This is a genomic window from Geothrix fuzhouensis (assembly GCF_024609325.1).
Classification (GTDB): Bacteria; Acidobacteriota; Holophagae; order Holophagales; family Holophagaceae; genus Geothrix; species Geothrix fuzhouensis.
Genome location: NZ_JANHMQ010000002.1, coordinates 326,938 through 343,016, shown reverse-complemented (window position 1 = coordinate 343,016; position 16,079 = coordinate 326,938). Strand labels below are relative to the sequence as shown.

At 66.4% G+C, this 16,079-nt stretch carries 29 protein-coding genes; 28 read left to right on the top strand and 1 reads right to left on the bottom strand.

Annotation, left to right across the window (positions count from 1 at the left end):
* Nucleotides 1–11: 11 nt before the first annotated feature.
* The 24 genes from NOV74_RS08835 (at nucleotide 12) to NOV74_RS08720 (ending at nucleotide 13,457) form a co-directional block, all read left to right on the top strand.
* Complete coding sequence (locus tag NOV74_RS08835; protein ID WP_257311193.1) at nucleotides 12–2,087, top strand: hypothetical protein; 2,076 nt, start codon at nucleotides 12–14, stop codon at nucleotides 2,085–2,087.
* Between the two features lie 36 nt (nucleotides 2,088–2,123).
* Complete coding sequence (locus tag NOV74_RS08830; protein ID WP_257311192.1) at nucleotides 2,124–2,891, top strand: AAA family ATPase; 768 nt, start codon at nucleotides 2,124–2,126, stop codon at nucleotides 2,889–2,891.
* Nucleotides 2,892–2,893: 2 nt separating this feature from the next.
* A complete protein-coding gene (locus NOV74_RS08825) occupies nucleotides 2,894–3,445 on the top strand; it encodes a helix-turn-helix domain-containing protein (RefSeq protein ID WP_257311190.1) in 552 nt (183 codons plus the stop codon).
* Entirely contained in the window at nucleotides 3,432–3,743 is a 312-nt protein-coding gene (locus NOV74_RS08820; protein WP_257311187.1) for a hypothetical protein, read from the top strand. Before NOV74_RS08825 ends, NOV74_RS08820 begins: the two co-directional genes overlap by 14 nt.
* Entirely contained in the window at nucleotides 3,740–4,024 is a 285-nt protein-coding gene (locus tag NOV74_RS08815) for a hypothetical protein (protein ID WP_257311185.1), read from the top strand. The genes NOV74_RS08820 and NOV74_RS08815 overlap by 4 nt, the downstream gene beginning before the upstream one ends.
* A complete protein-coding gene (locus tag NOV74_RS08810) occupies nucleotides 4,021–4,152 on the top strand; it encodes a hypothetical protein (RefSeq protein ID WP_257311184.1) in 132 nt (43 codons plus the stop codon). The genes NOV74_RS08815 and NOV74_RS08810 overlap by 4 nt, the downstream gene beginning before the upstream one ends.
* A gap of 20 nt (nucleotides 4,153–4,172) precedes the next feature.
* The gene (locus NOV74_RS08805) at nucleotides 4,173–4,787 is read left to right on the top strand and encodes a DUF3164 family protein (protein ID WP_257311182.1); all 615 of its coding nucleotides are present in this window, start codon (nucleotides 4,173–4,175) and stop codon (nucleotides 4,785–4,787) included.
* Nucleotides 4,787–5,212, top strand: coding sequence for a DUF4406 domain-containing protein (locus NOV74_RS08800; RefSeq protein WP_257311180.1), 426 nt, complete (start codon nucleotides 4,787–4,789; stop codon nucleotides 5,210–5,212). Before NOV74_RS08805 ends, NOV74_RS08800 begins: the two co-directional genes overlap by 1 nt.
* Nucleotides 5,213–5,215: 3 nt before the next feature.
* A complete protein-coding gene (locus tag NOV74_RS08795) occupies nucleotides 5,216–5,890 on the top strand; it encodes a sigma-70 family RNA polymerase sigma factor (protein ID WP_257311177.1) in 675 nt (224 codons plus the stop codon).
* 14 nt (nucleotides 5,891–5,904) lie between these two features.
* Nucleotides 5,905–6,081: a hypothetical protein gene (locus NOV74_RS08790; protein WP_257311173.1), complete on the top strand. Its 177-nt coding sequence runs from the start codon at nucleotides 5,905–5,907 to the stop codon at nucleotides 6,079–6,081.
* 220 nt (nucleotides 6,082–6,301) lie between these two features.
* On the top strand, nucleotides 6,302–6,712 hold the full coding sequence (locus tag NOV74_RS08785) for a hypothetical protein (protein WP_257311171.1): 411 nt from the start codon (nucleotides 6,302–6,304) through the stop codon (nucleotides 6,710–6,712).
* Complete coding sequence (locus NOV74_RS08780; RefSeq protein ID WP_257311168.1) at nucleotides 6,705–7,442, top strand: hypothetical protein; 738 nt, start codon at nucleotides 6,705–6,707, stop codon at nucleotides 7,440–7,442. The genes NOV74_RS08785 and NOV74_RS08780 overlap by 8 nt, the downstream gene beginning before the upstream one ends.
* A 106-nt stretch (nucleotides 7,443–7,548) precedes the next feature.
* On the top strand, nucleotides 7,549–8,121 hold the full coding sequence (locus tag NOV74_RS08775; protein WP_257311165.1) for a 3'-5' exonuclease: 573 nt from the start codon (nucleotides 7,549–7,551) through the stop codon (nucleotides 8,119–8,121).
* A gap of 11 nt (nucleotides 8,122–8,132) precedes the next feature.
* Nucleotides 8,133–8,378 (top strand): hypothetical protein, encoded by a 246-nt coding sequence (locus NOV74_RS08770; RefSeq protein WP_257311163.1) that lies wholly within the window; start codon nucleotides 8,133–8,135, stop codon nucleotides 8,376–8,378.
* The gene (locus NOV74_RS08765) at nucleotides 8,378–8,545 is read left to right on the top strand and encodes a hypothetical protein (RefSeq protein ID WP_257311161.1); all 168 of its coding nucleotides are present in this window, start codon (nucleotides 8,378–8,380) and stop codon (nucleotides 8,543–8,545) included. Before NOV74_RS08770 ends, NOV74_RS08765 begins: the two co-directional genes overlap by 1 nt.
* Nucleotides 8,542–8,766, top strand: a complete 225-nt coding sequence (locus NOV74_RS08760) for a hypothetical protein (protein ID WP_257311159.1) — start codon at nucleotides 8,542–8,544, stop codon at nucleotides 8,764–8,766. The genes NOV74_RS08765 and NOV74_RS08760 overlap by 4 nt, the downstream gene beginning before the upstream one ends.
* 279 nt (nucleotides 8,767–9,045) lie before the next feature.
* A complete protein-coding gene (locus NOV74_RS08755; protein WP_257311157.1) occupies nucleotides 9,046–9,321 on the top strand; it encodes a hypothetical protein in 276 nt (91 codons plus the stop codon).
* 471 nt (nucleotides 9,322–9,792) lie between these two features.
* Nucleotides 9,793–9,996, top strand: a complete 204-nt coding sequence (locus NOV74_RS08750) for a hypothetical protein (RefSeq protein ID WP_257311155.1) — start codon at nucleotides 9,793–9,795, stop codon at nucleotides 9,994–9,996.
* A 44-nt stretch (nucleotides 9,997–10,040) separates the two neighbouring features.
* Nucleotides 10,041–10,328 (top strand): hypothetical protein, encoded by a 288-nt coding sequence (locus NOV74_RS08745; RefSeq protein ID WP_257311153.1) that lies wholly within the window; start codon nucleotides 10,041–10,043, stop codon nucleotides 10,326–10,328.
* A gap of 314 nt (nucleotides 10,329–10,642) precedes the next feature.
* On the top strand, nucleotides 10,643–11,038 hold the full coding sequence (locus NOV74_RS08740) for an HNH endonuclease (RefSeq protein WP_257311151.1): 396 nt from the start codon (nucleotides 10,643–10,645) through the stop codon (nucleotides 11,036–11,038).
* Nucleotides 11,039–11,080: 42 nt separating this feature from the next.
* Nucleotides 11,081–11,467: a hypothetical protein gene (locus NOV74_RS08735; RefSeq protein WP_257311149.1), complete on the top strand. Its 387-nt coding sequence runs from the start codon at nucleotides 11,081–11,083 to the stop codon at nucleotides 11,465–11,467.
* Between the two features lie 396 nt (nucleotides 11,468–11,863).
* The gene (locus tag NOV74_RS08730; protein ID WP_257311146.1) at nucleotides 11,864–12,172 is read left to right on the top strand and encodes a phiTE_072 family protein; all 309 of its coding nucleotides are present in this window, start codon (nucleotides 11,864–11,866) and stop codon (nucleotides 12,170–12,172) included.
* Between the two features lie 124 nt (nucleotides 12,173–12,296).
* Nucleotides 12,297–12,785 (top strand): phage protein GemA/Gp16 family protein, encoded by a 489-nt coding sequence (locus tag NOV74_RS08725; RefSeq protein WP_257311144.1) that lies wholly within the window; start codon nucleotides 12,297–12,299, stop codon nucleotides 12,783–12,785.
* Nucleotides 12,786–13,091: 306 nt separating this feature from the next.
* Nucleotides 13,092–13,457, top strand: coding sequence for a hypothetical protein (locus tag NOV74_RS08720; RefSeq protein WP_257311141.1), 366 nt, complete (start codon nucleotides 13,092–13,094; stop codon nucleotides 13,455–13,457).
* 174 nt (nucleotides 13,458–13,631) lie between these two features.
* Here NOV74_RS08720 and NOV74_RS08715 read toward each other — a convergent pair whose 3' ends face one another.
* Nucleotides 13,632–13,913 (bottom strand): hypothetical protein, encoded by a 282-nt coding sequence (locus NOV74_RS08715; protein ID WP_257311140.1) that lies wholly within the window; start codon nucleotides 13,911–13,913, stop codon nucleotides 13,632–13,634.
* 216 nt (nucleotides 13,914–14,129) lie between these two features.
* Between NOV74_RS08715 and NOV74_RS08710 the strand changes: the two genes are divergently transcribed.
* From NOV74_RS08710 to NOV74_RS08695, 4 genes are read left to right on the top strand one after another with little or no spacing between them, the layout of a single operon-like run.
* Nucleotides 14,130–14,474, top strand: a complete 345-nt coding sequence (locus NOV74_RS08710; protein ID WP_257311137.1) for a hypothetical protein — start codon at nucleotides 14,130–14,132, stop codon at nucleotides 14,472–14,474.
* The gene (locus NOV74_RS08705) at nucleotides 14,471–14,893 is read left to right on the top strand and encodes a hypothetical protein (RefSeq protein ID WP_257311135.1); all 423 of its coding nucleotides are present in this window, start codon (nucleotides 14,471–14,473) and stop codon (nucleotides 14,891–14,893) included. Before NOV74_RS08710 ends, NOV74_RS08705 begins: the two co-directional genes overlap by 4 nt.
* Entirely contained in the window at nucleotides 14,890–15,441 is a 552-nt protein-coding gene (locus NOV74_RS08700; RefSeq protein ID WP_257311132.1) for a transglycosylase SLT domain-containing protein, read from the top strand. The genes NOV74_RS08705 and NOV74_RS08700 overlap by 4 nt, the downstream gene beginning before the upstream one ends.
* On the top strand, nucleotides 15,438–16,079 hold the full coding sequence (locus NOV74_RS08695) for a hypothetical protein (protein ID WP_257311130.1): 642 nt from the start codon (nucleotides 15,438–15,440) through the stop codon (nucleotides 16,077–16,079). Before NOV74_RS08700 ends, NOV74_RS08695 begins: the two co-directional genes overlap by 4 nt.

Genomic DNA, 16,079 nt, shown 5'->3' with positions numbered 1-16,079 from the left:
TTTTCAAGGCCGTGACCTCTGGCCGCTTGGAAGCCGAACCCATCCCCAGCGCCGATCCCCGGCGCAAAGGGCAGGTTGAATACTTGGCGCTTCCCGAGGCGGTCTTCACCCTGTGGCCCGAGGCCCGCGCCGCCTACGAGGCCCGCATGGTCGCCCAGGCCCAGGCCGTGGCCACGGTGGAACCCCGGATCAAGCGGGATCCCCAGCAGGTGGTGCTACGGGCCAACCCCGAGGCCCTCCAGCGGGCGCGACAGGTCCAGCAGGCCCGGCTGAAGCTCCTGGAGAAGACCCGTCTCCTCCTGGCCGAGCAGGGCCCGCAGCGGCGCTCCACCAAGAAGGGCCTGCCCGGGGCTGTGCGCCAGGCCGCCATCACCTGGCTGCTGACCACCCAGGAGGCTGACGACGTGCGCCAGGTCCTGGGGGAGATCCCCAGCACCAGCTCCCTTAATAGGTGGTGGGCGGCCCTGGCCGAGGATCCCTCCGGGGAGTCCCTGCGCCCCCAGTGGAGCGCCTGTGGCCGCCCCCGCCTGGTCGAGCAGCAGCCCGAGCTGCTGGACAAGATCACGGGCGCCTTCGCCCACTCCGGCAGCTTCGCCCTGGCCACCGAGTACTTGCAGGCCGCGGGTGTCGCCATCAGCGAGGCCACCCTGCGCCGGGTGGTCAGCAGCCTCGATCCCGCCATCCGCATGGGGTTGAGATTTGGCGCCCGGAAGGCCCAGACCGACCTGGGGCCCTACGTCCGCCGTCGCCCGAGCCTGCCCTTCCAGTGCTGGTCGATCGACGGCCACACCGAAGACTCCATGTGGATCTGGGAGGATCTGCTGCCCGGGGAGCAACCCAAAGGCTTCCGCCCGAACATCTATGCCGTGCGGGACGTGGGCTCGGGCGCCCTGCTGAGTCTGACGGTGGGCTACAACCTCAACCGCTACCTGCCGTTCATGGCCATCGCCGAGGCCATCCTGCGCACGGGCATCATCCCCGAGACCATCCAGTCCGACAACGGCCGCGAGGTGCGCAACCGCTTCTTCCTGGGCGACGACGACCTGGTGGGCTACTTCCCCCAGCTCGGCATGGGTTGGAAGGACGGAGAGGCCCTGTGGCGGGGCGCGTTGCCCTACAACAGCCGGTCTAAGCCCGTGGAACGCGACTTCCTGAACGTGAAGCAGCGGTTTTCAGCCCTTATCCCCACCTTTACAGGCGGAACGCCCAGTACCCGGCCTGGTGATCCCATCGCCGAGGCCCTGCGCCGGGGCCAGATCGAGACTTTGGATAACCTCAACCTCCGGCTGGAGGCCTTCCGGCAGGCCGAAATGGACCGCATCCGGACCATCCACGGCCACCAGATCCACCCCCGCCAGGCCCTGGAGCAGGCCAAGGCCCGCCTGCTGAAGGAACTGGGGCCCGAACACCCCCGGTTCATCCGCCCCGGCGAGGAATGGCGCGTGCTGCCCAGCCTCAAGGCCCAGAAGGTGCGCGGCTACGTCACCTGCCGGATCGAGGGCCAGGATCTCCGCTTCAGCGCCCCCATCCTGCATGAAATCAATGCCGACAACCTCACTGTGCGTCTGTCCCCCTGGGATGTTCGCCAGGCCTGGCTCTGCCGAGGCGGTGAGCTGCTGGACACCCTCACCTTCGTCCCCGATGGCCCCGAGCTGGGCGCCGCCGGCACGGATGTGGTGTCGCTCCGCATCATGCAGAACGCCAAGAAGGCCCAGATCGCTGTCATCAAGCGGGCCGAACTGGAGCGGGACCGCATCCGCACCGCCGAAGGCTTTCAGATTGGCCGGCCCACCCTGAAGGTGATCCCCCAGCCGCCTGTCGAGATCAACGACCTGACGGACGACCAGCTCCTCCGCGCCCAAGAGCAGATGGCCGAGCTGGGCCTGCCCGAACCCACGCCCGTCCAGGCCGTGCCCGAGCCCGAAACCCTGGCCCCCCAGGGCCGGGCGGGCATCAAGGACCGCCTGGACTGGTGCCGCTACATGCTCACCCACCCCGACGACGCCGATGACGCCGAGCGGCGCGACTTCGACCGCTATCTCGACCAGAACCCCTTGGTTCGCCAACAGCTGGGCATTCCCGCCTAGCCCCACCCCAACCCATCCCTTCGGGAGGAGGATCCTTTGCACCAGCAATTCTGCCATACCGTTTCCAACGTCAGTCGGCTCCTGGCCGGCGTCAGCATCGTCCAGGAGCGAGGGGCCGTCGAGGCCTGCCTGATGCTGGTGACCGGCCAGCCCGGCTTGGGCAAGACCGAGACCCTTGGCTGGTACGTAACCCAGCAGCCCTACGCCATCTACCTGCGGGCCAAGTCTGGCTGGACCCGCCACTGGTTCCTGAACGACCTTCTGGCCGAGCTGGGCGAAGCGCCCACCCGCCTGACGGAGGACATGTTCAAGCAGGCCCTGGCCGCCCTGGCCCGCAAGCCCTACGTGCTGGTGGTGGACGAGGTCGAGCACGCCCTGGCCGATACCCGCGTGCTGGAGGCCATCCGCGACTTCAGCGACCTGCTGCGCCTGCCCACCGTGCTGGTGGGCATGGCCGAGGTGCGAAACAAGATCGCCCGGCACCCCCAGGTGCAGAGCCGCATCGCCACCATCGTCACCTTCCAGCCCGCCACCCTGGAGGATGTGCGGGCCACCGCCGCCATGCTGCTGGAGCAGGGCGTCGCCATCACGGATGACGTGGCCGAGCTGATCCACGTCCGCTCCGAGGGCCGGATGCGCCTGGTGCTCAACGGCCTGGCCGCCTGCGAGCGGGTGGCCCGGCTCCGCAAGGTCAAGACCGTCGGCCTGGCCGAGGTCAAGGACGTGGAACTGGTCCACGACTGGCAGGCCCGGAAGCCCCAGGTCCTGAAACCCCTGGCCCGCCGAGAAGGGGACCCGCAGTGAGCGTGGCCGACCACGTCCTCCAAGCCCTGGTGCCCGATCCCCAGCGCCTGGGCGACCGTGTGTCCCTGCGCGATCTGGCCGCCCGGCTGGAACTGACCCCCACGCAGGTCCGCTTCACGCTCTACGCCCTGATGGAACGCGGCCTCGTCCGCCATTGCTGGAAGGGCGTCTACGCCATCACCCCCGAGGGCCTTAAGCACCTGGCCTCCGGTAAGGTCATCACCAGCGGCCCCAAGGGCCCCCATGGACCCTCGCCCTTCGCCCCATCTACGCTCCGAACCCGCCTGTGGCGGGCCCTGCGCCTCAAGCGGGTGGCCTCGGTGGACGAGCTGCTGGTGCTGGCCGCCAAAGGCACCGAAGGCAACGCTCGGGAAGATGCCCGCCGCTACCTGAATGCCCTGGCCCACGTCGGGATTCTCGATCCCGCCTACACCCGCAGCGGCCCCCAGCGGTGGCTGCTGCTGCGCGATACCGGCCCCCAGGCCCCGCAGTGGAACAAGCGCCAGAAGCGGGTCTTCGACCCCAATCAGGGAGTCAGCTATGACCTGGCGTGACCTCCTCGAATCCAAGATCAAGGACAAGGGCCAGGCCGCCGTCGCCCGGGAACTGGGCTACTCCGCCACCACCCTCAGCCTCGTCCGCAGGGACAAGTATCCGGGCGGCACCGAGCGCATCGAGGCCCGGGTGCTGTCGCTCTATGGCGAAGTCGCCTGCCCTTTCCTGGGTGCGCCGATTCCCGCCGAGCAGTGCCGCCGCATCAGCCATAGCCCCGTCCCCACCTCCAACCCCAAGACCCTCCGCCATTGGTCTGCCTGCCAGAGCTGCCCCCACTTCAAAGGAGCCAAGCCATGACCCCCTTCGAGCCCTCGCCAAACCTCTCCGCCTTCGCCGCCGCCGCCTACACCGCGCAGCACGCCATCACCCTGATCACCGATCAGACCAGCGTCGAGATGGCTTGTGACGCAGTGAAGGAAGCGATCCTACGGTCGCTGCCCCTCACCTCCATCGAGATGGCCCTGGTGAACCTCATTCGTGACCAGGACCGCCTCCCCCCTCCCTCGCTGCCGGTTCTGCACTACGAGCTGCAGCAGCGCATCACCAAGATGCGCGCCGCGGGCCAGTGGGTCGCATGAAGACCGCCACCGCCTCCAAGGCGCTGGCCTGGGCGATCTCGCCCTTCTGGCTGCCCATCCTGGGCGCCCTCCACCTTCGGGACGCCTGGCGCCGCTGGCACCACCGCTACCCCGTCTGCCGCCTTTAACCACCCCTCAAGGAGCACGCATGTCCACCAAAATCCCCGATGGTTTCAGGGAAGATGCCAAGGGCCGGCTGGTGCCGGTCGAGACCATCAAGGAAATCGACCTGGCCCGCGACGAGCTGGTCACCACCCTCGTCAAGGCCGCCGAGCAGCACTCCACCGGCCTGGCCGTCTTCAAGGTCGAGGCCATGGCCACCATCGACGCCTTCATCGCCGAATCCATGGCCAAGTTCAAAGCCAAGGTGGGCGGCGTGAAGGGCAACGTCACCCTCATGAGCTTCGACGGGCGCTACAAGGTGCAGGTCCAGATCCAGGATCGCATCGCCTTCGACGAGCGGCTCCAGGCCGCCAAGGTGCTCATCGACAAGTGCATCAGCAAGTGGGGCGAGGGTGCCGACGCCAAGCTCATGGCCCTGGTGAACTACGCCTTCGAGGTGGACAAGGAGGGCAAGCTCAGCCCCACCCGCATCCTCAGCCTGCGCCGCCTGGATGTGGACGACCGGAACTGGAAGCGGGCCATGGAGGCCATCGGGGATTCCATCACCGTCACCGGCTCCAAGGCCTACCTCCGCTTCTACAAGCGGATTGGCCACTCCGACCAGTACACCCCGGTGCCTCTCGATGTGGCGGAGCTGTGATGCCCAAGCCCGCGCCGTCGCCCACCTCCATCGTTATCCCTATCCCCGCCGATTGCCGGACCATGGCCGTTCTCTATGTTTCCGGTGCCATCTCCGCCCCCACCCCGGCGGGGGTGGAGGGCAATGTCCGGGCCGCGAGGGCCTGGACCACCTACCTGGCCGAGCTGGGCTACGCCCCCATCTGCCCCCACACCAACATCCAGGACATCGGCCGCCTCGGCTATGAGGACATCATGGCCGTGGACTTCATGTTGCTGGGCCGCTGCGACGGCATCTTCATGATGCCCGGCTGGGAGAAGAGCCCTGGGGCGGTGCGGGAACGGACGTTCGCCCTGGGCTGGGGCATCCGGGTCTACGAATCCGTGGACGAGCTGCTGGCGTCCGGCCTGAAGCGGCAGCTTCTCCCCTTCCAGCCCCGGGGGTAAGCCATGGCCGAGCCCGCCACCGCTGAACTGCTGCCCGTCCTGGTCCACATCAAGGGCACGGATTACATCTGGACGCCCGAGGCGGGCTTGGACCCCGCGGCGATCCTCACGTTGGATGCGTTCATCTGGCGTGAAGCGCGGAAATTCGCCGCCACGGGGGCCAAGTCCGGCCTCTCCGTGGAAGACCTGGTCCAGGAGGGGCACCACGGGGCATTGGTGGCCGCGCAACGGTTCGATCCCGCCAAGGGCCTGCGCTTCATCACTTACGCCGTCTGGTGGATCCGTTCCCGCATCCTGGACACCCTGCGCAAGCAGGTGGTCGTCCACATCCCCCGCGAGACCGCCGCCACCATGCGCCAGACGGGATCGCTGCCGCCTGTGTGCAGTCTGGATCTGCCTTTTCTCGCGGATGGCACCACCATCGGCGATTGCATGGCAGGTGACCAGGGCGCGGACATCACCGAAGCCCAGGTGTCCGCCCTCGAAGCCCGTCGCCTGCTCCGCCTGCTCAAGCCCAGAGAACGGCACATCCTCATCCGGCGCTTCGGCCTCTGTGGCCACCCCGCCGAAAACCTGGCCGTCATCGCGCTCAGCCTGGGCCTGAGCCGCGAGCGCGTCCGCCAACTCGAAAGCCAGGCCCTGGGCCGGCTTCGGAAAGTCATCGCCTACAAGGGCTGAAACCGGGAGGGTTCATGCCGCAGTTCGCCACACAACTCACTATCGAAGACGCCATCCGCGACCGCAAGCGCCAGGAGCGGGCGCAGGAACGGTCGGCCAAGGAGACCCAGCGCCAGCGCAAAGCCGCCACCGCCGGAACGCCCCTGCTGCTGGATACGGCCGAGGAAGGCTCGGAGGTGCGCCATGGCTAAGGCCTGGGGCCCCGATGAGGTCACCCGCTGGAGGGCCACGGCACTGGGAGAGAGCTGCCACATCAAGGGCGGCCGGTGCGTCGGCTCGTATTGGAAAACGGGGGGGCAAATTCTTTGCCACTTACCACCGTGTGGAGCGGTTTGCGGGCCCTTTCAACGGCCCTTCCGAGGCCCGGGGCTGGGTGGACGACCAGGCCCAGGCCGAGTTCCTGGTGACGCGATGAGCCTCCAACACGCCGCCATCGAACTACTCGATTACGCCTCCCAATCTCTGGTGGGCCTGGCTGACAGCCACATCCAGGACGCGGATTGCCGCTTCGCCGGGGCCAAGCTCTCTGAGGCCGCCACTCGTCTCCGTGTGGAACCCCTCCACCGGGAAGACACTCGCGCCACCTTCCAGCTCATGCAGGAGGCCGCGCCGAGCCTGCGCAAGCTGCTGGCCGCCGATCTGCCGAGCCACTTCAAAGGCTGGGCTATCGTCGCCTGCGAAGCCTACAACGCCGTGCTTGATCTCCTGGATGGCCTTGAAGGGTTCCAGAAGCACGTCCAGACGAACGATCCCAAGGCTGCTGGCCTGGGGCCGCGCCTGCGCCGTTTGCTGCCCTCGGGTTGGTGGGGCAGCCATGTCTAGCGAAGCCCGCATCCGTGAACTGCGCCAGGAACTGGCTGAGCTGCGCGATCCCGGCCCCGGCATTGGCCATGACCTCTACCTCACCCTGCGCCAGAGCCTGGTGAATGACCTGGCCGAGGTGGGTGCCACGCCCGAACCGCCCCCGCCGCCTCAATCCCTCACCCTTCGCCAGATCGCGGCCACAACGATGCATCGGCCCACGCATCCCGTGAAGGGCACCATGACCGCCCCTGCGGTCCCGGAGACCCCCATGCCGAAGAAGACTCCCCAGGCCTGCCTCGCCACCAAGTTGGCCCGGCTGGCGAGGCTACAGGCCGAAGACCGCCAGATCGAGGTGTACAAGTTGACCTCGGACATCCGCACCTACTGCAAGGTCAACGGCCTCCCCGTGCCGGTCGAGGCTGAGCGGAAGAACCGAGCCCAGGCCCAGGCCAGCGTGCAACCCAAGGCCTCGTCCGAGCCGATGCGCCTGGCCCTGAAGGATGCGGGGATCCATGTCCCTGGCTCCCCGGCAGAAGCCGAGGCCATGAGAGAGGACCTCAGCCACCGCCTGGCCGTGACTTCGCCGGAAGTGGCCGCCCGCTTCCGCGCCTTGCGCTCCCAGGCGTTGGACCTGCTGCCCAGCTGTGAGGGGCTCACCCCCGACGAGGCCAAGGCCACAGAACGCGAAATCGGCCTCTTGGCCGAGGTGCTGACGTTGGGCGTCCGGCTCGCGCAGGCGGTCGCATGAGCGCCATCGACCGCCGCGAGCACACCGGCTTCCTCCGCATCCTCTGGATCGACGTAATCGACCTCTGGTACCGGATCCTCCGGCCCCACATGTTCGGGGGGCTGCGTTGAATCTGGTCTGGATCGACACCGAGACGGGCGGCCTGGATCCCTCCCGCCACAGCCTGCTCACCCTGGCCCTGGTCGCCAAGCCCCGGCACGGCTGGGAACCCATCGTGGATGAGATCGCCTTCCGGCATCCCACCTATGTGGTGGAGGCCGATGCCATGGCCGTGAACCGCATCGACCTGGTGCAGCACCACGCCAAGGCCCTGGAGCCCACCACCGCCGTGGCCCGCATCGAGGCCTTCCTGGACGCCAACGTGCCCCAGGGCGAGAAGGTCATGCTGGGCGGCCACAACGTGGGCTTTGACATCGCCTTCCTGATGCCCTACCTGCGCCAGCACGGCCCCCACCTGGTGGGCCGCTTCAGCCACCGCCTGGTGGACACCATGACCCTCGCCACGGCTCTGCGGGTCGGGGGCCTGCTGCCCGAGGGCAAGGGCGGCCTGACCGATCTCCTCCAGCACTACGGCATCGACCTAGCCGACGACCAGCGCCACACCGCCCTGGGCGATGCCCTGGCCACCGCCCGCCTCTTCCACCGCATGACTTCCGACATCGCCACCGCAGCCATCTGAAAGGACCTCCCATGCAGGAACGTCTCGCCATTGATCCCGTCGCCCCCACGGCCCTGGTCGCCATCACGCCCGGCCCGAACGGCCGGTCCATCCGCCGCGTCGGCCTTCTACAGGCCGTGCTGGAAGCCATGGACCACACCACCAAGACCCGCCTGGCCCAGAAGGCCCAGCAGCTGCCCAAGGACACGCCTGCACCCCCAGCCGTCAACCGCCACGAGCGCCGCAAGGCCGCTGCCCTGGCCCGAAGGGGCCGCTGATGAGCCGTCGCACCAGGATCCTGCTTGCTATCGCCCTCAGCGCGGCCGTGCAGGGCGCCATCGTAGCCCTGCTCCACTGGGCGCCCAAGGTGTTCCTCGGCATGGCCCTGCTTGCGGGCGTGGCCCTGGGTGCCAATGCCATCTACACCTGGATGGTGAACCCATGAGCCTGAAGGTCGGAACCTCCCTCGTCAGCCCCGAGGGCCGCCGCTTCAAGGTCCACGCCGTGGGCGGCTGCGACAACCAGGGCCGGCCCGTCATCAGCCTCCAGCGCCTCGACCGCAAGCCCCGGGAGTTGAAGGTCATCTACCGTCCGCTGGCTGAGGTCGAGGCTTGGGTGGGGGCAGTCCTGGCTCAGCTTCATGGACCCGTCAGGCAGCAGGGTTGAGCAATCCGGTTGAGAGAGCTGATTGGCAGCGACGGTGTAAGTGATGCCTGAAGCGTGGAGCTATACCGATTTTGAATTGGTGAGGCGTATAAGGCAGGCCGTCTATGCACACTTCACCAAACGCGGGATTCCAGCCTATCGTCACCCGGACCTGTTCCAGCGATGGGTCGCCAAGAAGGGCTATCGAGCGCCTGTAAACGCCTAACTTTCGAGCTAACCGGCGCCGTCAGGCGTCCGGGTTGAGCGAGCCGGTTAGGCCCCACAAAACAAGGAGAAGGAATGGCCGAACTCATTTTGACCGAAGAAGAAAAAGCCGCCGCGACCTGGCTGGAACTGCCCGATGAGGCGGTTGGAAAGCTCACCAAGAAGGTGGCCCTCGACATCGTGAAGATCGGGAACGAGCAGGGGCGCGTGTGGACGATGAGTGCCGCGCTGATTCTGATTGGCCACGCCGCCGACATGAATGCCACCACCAGCACGACCACCATCGAGGGTTTTACCCACGGCGCTGAGAAGTTGGGCGACTGGGAAGTGACCATCAAGAAGCTGGCCTAACGCCCCAAGCTGACCGGCCCTGCCGGAGAAAGGAACCGACATGACGAAGCAGAACGCACCTGAGGCAGGGTCCGAGTCGAGCGCACGGTTAGGCAGGCCCAAAAAAAGCCACCAAATCGTGTTGGTGGCTTTCGGATTGGTTGCCCGGGATACCTGTTCAGGGCATCTAGTCCACCGTATCTCGAACCCTCCAGTGCTGAACCACCAGCTGGGCCGTAGTGAACGTCTCGGGGCCAGCGTTCCCACTTCGCACGATCGGATGCCTCCGGGTTCGCGCTCAGTGGAGCCACTGTACTGCTCCTCCGGGCAATTCAGGTTAATGCTTTCACCCCAAATCGTCAAGGACGATGCGGCCTAACGCCCAGCTAACCGGCCCGATAGCCGAGCCGGACTTTCAAAACTACACGGACCACAACGGCTATCGGGTCCGAGTTGAGCGCTTGGTTGAGCGCGTGGAGAGAGAAAGTGAAAATGCCGACAGTTATCGATGACAAGTGCCTACCATATCGGCTGCCCCTCTGGCACTCGGTGGCGATGTGGCTTCTGTGCGACCGACTGAAGATCCCAAGCTGGGGATGGGGTGTCTTCTGGACGCTTCAAGTGATCATCTGGACCGCGGCCATCGTCTACACCATCGGGCAGAAGAAGAAGATGCTTCCTGGGTTTGGGGAGTAGCGCCCAACGAATGCAGCTAACCGGCCCCGCCGTGGGCCAGGAGGATGACATGGCAGAGATCAAGGAAGGCGGGGTCCGAGTTGAGCGCCGTGGTTAGGCGGGATCTCCCCTTCCTAGGGCTGCTGTCTCCCGAAAAAACCGAGGCAATCATGCGCGGGGAGCGGGTGGAGATCACTGCCGAAGAGTCGGGCCTATTCCGTGCGCAGATGAACCTGATACAGGAGCGGGAAAGGGATCGCCATCGGAAGGCTCTTCGACAGATCCGCGAGTATGCAAGGGGGACCGACACCTTCCTTTACAAGCTCGCAGACGATGCGCTGGAAGGCGCCTAACGCCCCGAGCTAACACGGGCCGCGCTTGCGCGGGTCCGAGCGAAGCGGGGTTGAGCGAGATGGTTGGGCGCGATGCCCGGAAAGGAAGCGATGAGTTGCGACCGACGATGTTTCGACAAAGAGAGCAAGTGGCACGGGCACGAGGACTGCAACACCTGCCCCGGCGCTGATGTCTACAGGCCCAGGAACAAGCAGGGACAAGTGCAGAAGCAAGATGACCCTGACCCCTGGATGGGCAGCGACTTGGCCGATGAAGGGGACAAGTAGCGCCCAACAGCCCAAGCTGACCGGCCCTGCCGGAGAAAGGAACCGACATGACGAAGCAGAACGCACCCGAGGCAGGGTCCGAGTCGAGCGCACGGTTAGACCGGGCCGCCGTGTGGGCACGGTTCGCGGGCCGGTGCGCCTATTGTGGCCAGGAGATCCCCAAGAAGGGGTTCCATGTCGATCATGTTCAGCCCGTCTTCCGGGGCTTGCTTGGGGCAAAGGAACGGGACGCGGAAACGGATAAGTTCCCATCCTGCCGTCGCTGCAACCTCTGGAAATCCGTTCATTCGGTCGAAGGGTTCAGGAAGGAAATCGAAGCCCAGGTAGATCGAGTTCGGCGCGACTCAGCAGGTTTCCGCCTGGCTGAGGACTTCGGGCAGGTGGAAGGGACATGCAAGCGCGTCGTCTTTTACTTCGAGCATTTCGGCCAAGGCCCGGCCTAACGAATGAAGCTAACCGGCCCCGCCGTGGGCCTGGAGGATGACATGGCAGAGAGCAATGCAGGCGGGGTCCGAGTTGAGCGCTGGGTTAGGACGTTGCTTGGATGCTGCGCCCTGATGCTGGCCCTGGCCTGTGAGCCCGCGCTGAAAGAGGGCGTGGTGGCGACCAAGGAATTTCACCCGGCCCACACACAGATGATCCTGATGCCCATGACCGTGAGCAGCGGGAAAACTACCACTATCACGATGGTCCCGATGTTCTTTTTCTACCCCGACAGCTACAGCGTGGACATCAAGAAGTTCAACGGGAAGAAGTGGGAGCGGGCTACGTGGTGGGTGGACCGCTATACCTACGAGCAGATTGTCGTCGGCGGCTACTACAAGGCCAAGGACGACGATCTGGACGAACAGCCGAGGGAGCGGAAGTCCTAACGGAAAGCTAACCCGGGCCGGCAGGCGCAGCCTGACGGGTCCGACGAGCGAAGCGAGTGAAGGTTGAGCGCCTGGTTGGGCGTAGGAGCAAACGATGGGAACCACCTTTGAAATCAGACAGCGGGTTTCAACCGTAAAGACCAACCGATTTGAGGTGGTCGAATCTTGGAATCAAGACGGAGAGCGCGTGGCTCGGAATTGGTTCCGCGAATTGAAGGAGAACCACCCGGATGCATACCTGGAGCTGGTGAAGGTCATACACAACGAGGAATGCCTTGAGTTCACAGCCTTCCGATAGCGCCCAACTTCGGAGCTAGCTCGGCCACGGCGCAGCCGGGGTCCGACGCTGAGCGACTTGGTTAGGCCGCGAACAACGGACAAATCGAAGGAGAAAAAGTGGCACTTGAACTGATCGAAAAGCTGAACGGGATCGTCGTTTCGGATGCCGACCGTCTTGACCCGGTGCGCGTGATCTTCCACGACATAGCGCCCGGACAGGGCTACCTCATCGTCACCTGCTACAACCGCGCCTGGACGACCTACTGGGGCGGAATGTCGGGCAAGACGGTGCGCGAGTTCGTTTCCGGTTGTGACGCCGATTACGTGGCCCGCAATCTCACCTGGAACATCAAGGCAACGAAGGCGGAAATGGCCTACGTCATGCGCGTGGCACGGGTTGTCATCGACGCCTGCCGAGCGGCCTAACTTTGTATTAGACGAACTGCGCTGCGCCGCGCTGGTTCGCCTAAATCGTCCGTGCGCTAGGTAAGCCGTTTCATATCTGTTTGGTGATCTGTAAACCCAACCTAAATATTCCCGGACGGACACCATGAGCACGCCGCTCCAGATCAAGATCATCCACACGCTGCGGGGGCAGATCCCCGGCCTGGCAGAGGATGAGGTGTACCGGGACTTCCTGGAGAACGTGGCGGGGAAGCGCAGCAGCAAGGACTTGTCCGAGGACGGGGCCCGCCAGGTGCTGCGGGCACTGGAGCACCTGCGCGGCGGGCAGGCCGTGAAGGTGCGGCGACCCGCCGATCCCAAGGACGAGCCCAAGACCCGCCTCATCGGGCGCATCCTGCGTGAGGCTTATGAGGCGGGGTGGGACCGGCCCGAGGCGGCGGGGGCCTTCGATGCCACCGAGCCCGCCCGCCGTCAGCGGGTGCGGGAGCGTGTGGTGGCCTGGCTCAGCACTCACCATCCCCACCTCCACGGCACGCCTCAGCGCCTGGAGGCCTGGCCCATGGAAGCCCTCCAGGGCCTCATGGAGCACGTCAAGGGCGTGAATGGAGCCCAGCGTCGCTGGGCGAAGCGGTAGGATGGGGCACCAATCACAAGGGGGGGGAATGGAATCGACACAACTGATCTTCTTCAGCGTTGCGGCACTCGCCCTTTACAGCGTCGTCCGGGCATCCAAGCAGAAGGCGAAGGCACAGGCCTCCAGCAGCAGTGACGCGCCTGTCTGCTGCCCCAAGTGCTGGTCGACCCAGTTCTCCTCTGACCGAAAGGGCTACGGCTGGGTGAAAGGCTTGACCCTTGGCGTGGCCACCGGTGGCCTGGGCCTGCTGGGCGGGTTCCACGGAAGCCGAAAGGTCCTTCTGACCTGCTTAAAGTGCGGACATCAATGGCGGGCTGGATCGATTTAGCGAAACGACCTTCCAATCTTTTTGACGAGCATCCGATAGAGGGAAAGAGCATGGGGGAGATTGAAGCAATGTCGCATCCTTGGGCAACTCATTGCATGCGATTCCCGGCGTCGGAAGAGCGGAATGCTGTGGTCGAGGAATTTTGCCGGAAACATGCCCAGATCAACTGCCCGCCTGGCCTCACCTACCATGTGCAATGGCATGGGGATGCCTGGGAATGGTTCGCACCGGCCTATCCGCCAGGCTTTGCCCCCGTTTGGAAGACCTTCACCAACGGGCCTGACAAGATCGTTGGCTGGATGCCGATTAACCCGGAACGCCCGAATGCGAGATACTTTGCCTGATCTTTACAAGCATCTGCTGGGGCGGCGTGGAAGGACACGCTTCGCGGTTCTCGATCCTTAAAGAGGCCAAACACCCCACCGCCCGAAGGAACCCCAGATAAGTAGGGGCCGAGATCGAGCAGCCAGTATCAAGCCTGGCCCCCAGCACCGAAGCCCCGCACCCGCGGGGCTTTTTCATGCTGGGACGAGCAGCCCTTCGCGGATGAGCTGGGCCACGTCCTCGCGGTTCACCAGCAGGCGGCGGCCCCCGTGGGGGCCCCTGCGCTGCCAGATGCGCAGGCGGGGGGCCTCGGGGGCGCAGTAGGCGGCGCGGAAGGCGTTGGGGGTCATGCGCACGGCGGCGGCGGCCTCCTTGGGGCTGATCCAGTCGTCTTCGGGCAGCAGCTCCACCAGGGCATCGAAGGGCAGCCGCGGCGCGTGGGCCTGCAACTGCTCCTCGCGAAAGTGTGCCCTCATCCCATTGCCCCCAACCTAAAGATGGCCAAGAGCCGCAAAGCGCGCAAACACCTGTTTTAACCATGTCCACTTCTTCCACTTCTTGGGTTGGTGAACCGGGAGCGGAGCAACCACTTGTAGGGCTGACCGCGGCGCGACCGTCCCCCCCTTCGGTTGTGCGGACTTCGGTCCCAGCCCCGGCTTCCTCCCGAGCCGGGGCTGCCGCCCAGGAGCGCCATGCCACTCCCTCATCCCCATGACCACCTGGTCCGCCACCTGCAAGCCAGTGCCGATCCCCGGGATCAGGCGCTGGCGGCCCTGCTGGTGGACCTGGACAGCATGAAGACCACCATCTTCGGCCATCCCTCCGTGCCCGAGGAAGGCCTGCTGACCCGGGTGAGCACCTTGGAGCGCTTCCGGGGCAACGTGCGGGCCTCGCTGCTGGTGGGCGTGCCCACGACCCTGACGCTGCTCTTCGGGGCCATCACCGCGTACCGCCACTTCCGGGACCTGGAGCAGATCCCGGCCCCCACCCCAGGCCAGGCTGCGCCCAGTGCCGCCCATGGAAGGACGCCCGAATGATCGCCCTCCTCCGCTTCATCTTCACTGCCCCCGGCTTCAAGGTCCCCGCCGCCCTGCGCGGCAAGGTCATCAAGGCCGTCCTCACCCTGGTGGTGGCCCTCATCGGCGCCATCACCTACCGCTTGAACCATGCGGCCCTGCCGGTGGCCGCGGACCAGCCGGGCTGGGAAGGCGCCATCCTGGCCACCACCATCAGCTTCCGGGCCTGGGTGGCGCTGGGGCTGGCCGCCGCCAGCGTGGTGCTCGCCGTGCTGGCGTTCCAGCTGCTCGACCGCAGCGCCCTGGGTCAGCGGCTCTTCCACTGGGACACCGTGAAGGACTCGGGCTACACCGAGGCCAGCAAGACCCTTAGCGCGGGCGCGGTCTTCGGCGCCCTGCTGCTGGGCCTGTTCATCCTCGCGGCGGCGGTGCTGAGGTGACGCCCCTCCGCTGGCGAATAGCGATCCTGACGCTGCTGGGCTTCGTGGCCATCCTCGCGGGGGCCTGCGCGGCCCATGCGGCGGTGCCCTTCGAGCCCACCTTCCGCGCCGTGGCCGGTCCCCGCTGGATCGACCGGGCGGCCCAGGTGCAGGCGGAGAGCGCCTTCAACCCCCGCGCCGTGTCGCCCGTGGGTGCCCGGGGCCTCGCCCAGTTCATGCCCGCCACCTGGGCCGAATGGGCGCCCGGCGCCGATCCCTTCGACCCCATCGCCAGTATCCAGGCCCAGCACCGCTACATGCTCTGGCTGGAAGCCCGCTGCGGCGGCCAGCTCGATCCCGCCCTGGGCGCCTACAACGCGGGCCTGGGCAACATCCGCAAGGCTCGGCGCCTGGCCGATGGCCTCGGCCTGGTGGGTTCGGAGGCCTGGCTGCGGGCCCTGCCCCGGGTGACCGGCCCGGCCCATGCCGCCGAGACCACGGGCTATCTGATCCGCAACCGCCGCTTCCGGGCGCAGCTCCGCCAGATGAGCACGCGGGGGGCCGCATGAACCGCTTGACGGCCGCGCTCGCGCTCCTGGCCCTGGCGGCCCTGGGGGGCTTCTTCGGGGGTCTGACCCTGGGCCTGCGGCACGCCAAGGTGCTGCCACCCCGGGTGCTGGTGGTGGGGGGCGACCGCAAGGCGCCCGAGGCCGACCACAGCGCTCAGGACGTGCGGGTGATGCAAGGGAAGGGCGCCAAGCCTCAGCCCCGGACCGTCATCACCGCCCGGGTTGAGCCGGGTGAGCCGGCCGCCCCGCCCATCCCCAATGCGCCCCAGCCCGCCTGGACGACGGACTGGACGTTGAACCTGCCCCAGGATCGCCCCTGTCCTTCACCCACCCTCCATGTGGCCACCGCCCTGCATCTGGAGGGGAACCAGGTCGTGGCGGAGTCCACGGGCTGGGCCGAGTGCGCGGGCCTCCCGGTCTCCCTTGGCGGTGTCCGCCAGGTGGAGCGCCGCACGGAGCTGCGCCTGCCAATGCTCCAGCCCCATCCCTGGCGGACCGGCCTGCTGTGGGCCCCGCCCCAGCGCGGGGAGGGCAAGCAGTTTGGCCTGGTGACCACCTACGACCTGGCGCCCCGTGTGTTCGTGGGCGGCTGGGCACTTCCTGACCGCCAAGGCCTCGTCCTTGGCTTTTCCTGGTGA

Excerpts from the sequence above, each read along its gene's own strand:
- NOV74_RS08815 (WP_257311185.1), top strand. The coding sequence starts at position 3,740 with ATGACCCCCTTCGAGCCCTCGCCAAACCTCTCCGCCTTCGCCGCCGCC.
- NOV74_RS08750 (WP_257311155.1), top strand. The coding sequence starts at position 9,793 with ATGCCGACAGTTATCGATGACAAGTGCCTACCATATCGGCTGCCCCTC.
- NOV74_RS08735 (WP_257311149.1), top strand. The coding sequence starts at position 11,081 with ATGGCAGAGAGCAATGCAGGCGGGGTCCGAGTTGAGCGCTGGGTTAGG.
- NOV74_RS08765 (WP_257311161.1), top strand. The coding sequence starts at position 8,378 with ATGAGCCGTCGCACCAGGATCCTGCTTGCTATCGCCCTCAGCGCGGCC.
- NOV74_RS08780 (WP_257311168.1), top strand. The coding sequence starts at position 6,705 with ATGTCTAGCGAAGCCCGCATCCGTGAACTGCGCCAGGAACTGGCTGAG.
- NOV74_RS08710 (WP_257311137.1), top strand. The coding sequence starts at position 14,130 with ATGCCACTCCCTCATCCCCATGACCACCTGGTCCGCCACCTGCAAGCC.
- NOV74_RS08795 (WP_257311177.1), top strand. The coding sequence starts at position 5,216 with ATGGCCGAGCCCGCCACCGCTGAACTGCTGCCCGTCCTGGTCCACATC.
- NOV74_RS08785 (WP_257311171.1), top strand. The coding sequence starts at position 6,302 with ATGAGCCTCCAACACGCCGCCATCGAACTACTCGATTACGCCTCCCAA.
- NOV74_RS08805 (WP_257311182.1), top strand. The coding sequence starts at position 4,173 with ATGTCCACCAAAATCCCCGATGGTTTCAGGGAAGATGCCAAGGGCCGG.
- NOV74_RS08755 (WP_257311157.1), top strand. The coding sequence starts at position 9,046 with ATGGCCGAACTCATTTTGACCGAAGAAGAAAAAGCCGCCGCGACCTGG.
- NOV74_RS08820 (WP_257311187.1), top strand. The coding sequence starts at position 3,432 with ATGACCTGGCGTGACCTCCTCGAATCCAAGATCAAGGACAAGGGCCAG.
- NOV74_RS08725 (WP_257311144.1), top strand. The coding sequence starts at position 12,297 with ATGAGCACGCCGCTCCAGATCAAGATCATCCACACGCTGCGGGGGCAG.
- NOV74_RS08790 (WP_257311173.1), top strand. The coding sequence starts at position 5,905 with ATGCCGCAGTTCGCCACACAACTCACTATCGAAGACGCCATCCGCGAC.
- NOV74_RS08720 (WP_257311141.1), top strand. The coding sequence starts at position 13,092 with ATGGCGGGCTGGATCGATTTAGCGAAACGACCTTCCAATCTTTTTGAC.
- NOV74_RS08705 (WP_257311135.1), top strand. The coding sequence starts at position 14,471 with ATGATCGCCCTCCTCCGCTTCATCTTCACTGCCCCCGGCTTCAAGGTC.
- NOV74_RS08760 (WP_257311159.1), top strand. The coding sequence starts at position 8,542 with ATGAGCCTGAAGGTCGGAACCTCCCTCGTCAGCCCCGAGGGCCGCCGC.
- NOV74_RS08810 (WP_257311184.1), top strand. The coding sequence starts at position 4,021 with ATGAAGACCGCCACCGCCTCCAAGGCGCTGGCCTGGGCGATCTCGCCC.
- NOV74_RS08800 (WP_257311180.1), top strand. The coding sequence starts at position 4,787 with ATGCCCAAGCCCGCGCCGTCGCCCACCTCCATCGTTATCCCTATCCCC.
- NOV74_RS08745 (WP_257311153.1), top strand. The coding sequence starts at position 10,041 with ATGACATGGCAGAGATCAAGGAAGGCGGGGTCCGAGTTGAGCGCCGTG.
- NOV74_RS08695 (WP_257311130.1), top strand. The coding sequence starts at position 15,438 with ATGAACCGCTTGACGGCCGCGCTCGCGCTCCTGGCCCTGGCGGCCCTG.
- NOV74_RS08740 (WP_257311151.1), top strand. The coding sequence starts at position 10,643 with ATGACGAAGCAGAACGCACCCGAGGCAGGGTCCGAGTCGAGCGCACGG.
- NOV74_RS08770 (WP_257311163.1), top strand. The coding sequence starts at position 8,133 with ATGCAGGAACGTCTCGCCATTGATCCCGTCGCCCCCACGGCCCTGGTC.
- NOV74_RS08715 (WP_257311140.1), bottom strand. The coding sequence starts at position 13,913 with ATGAGGGCACACTTTCGCGAGGAGCAGTTGCAGGCCCACGCGCCGCGG.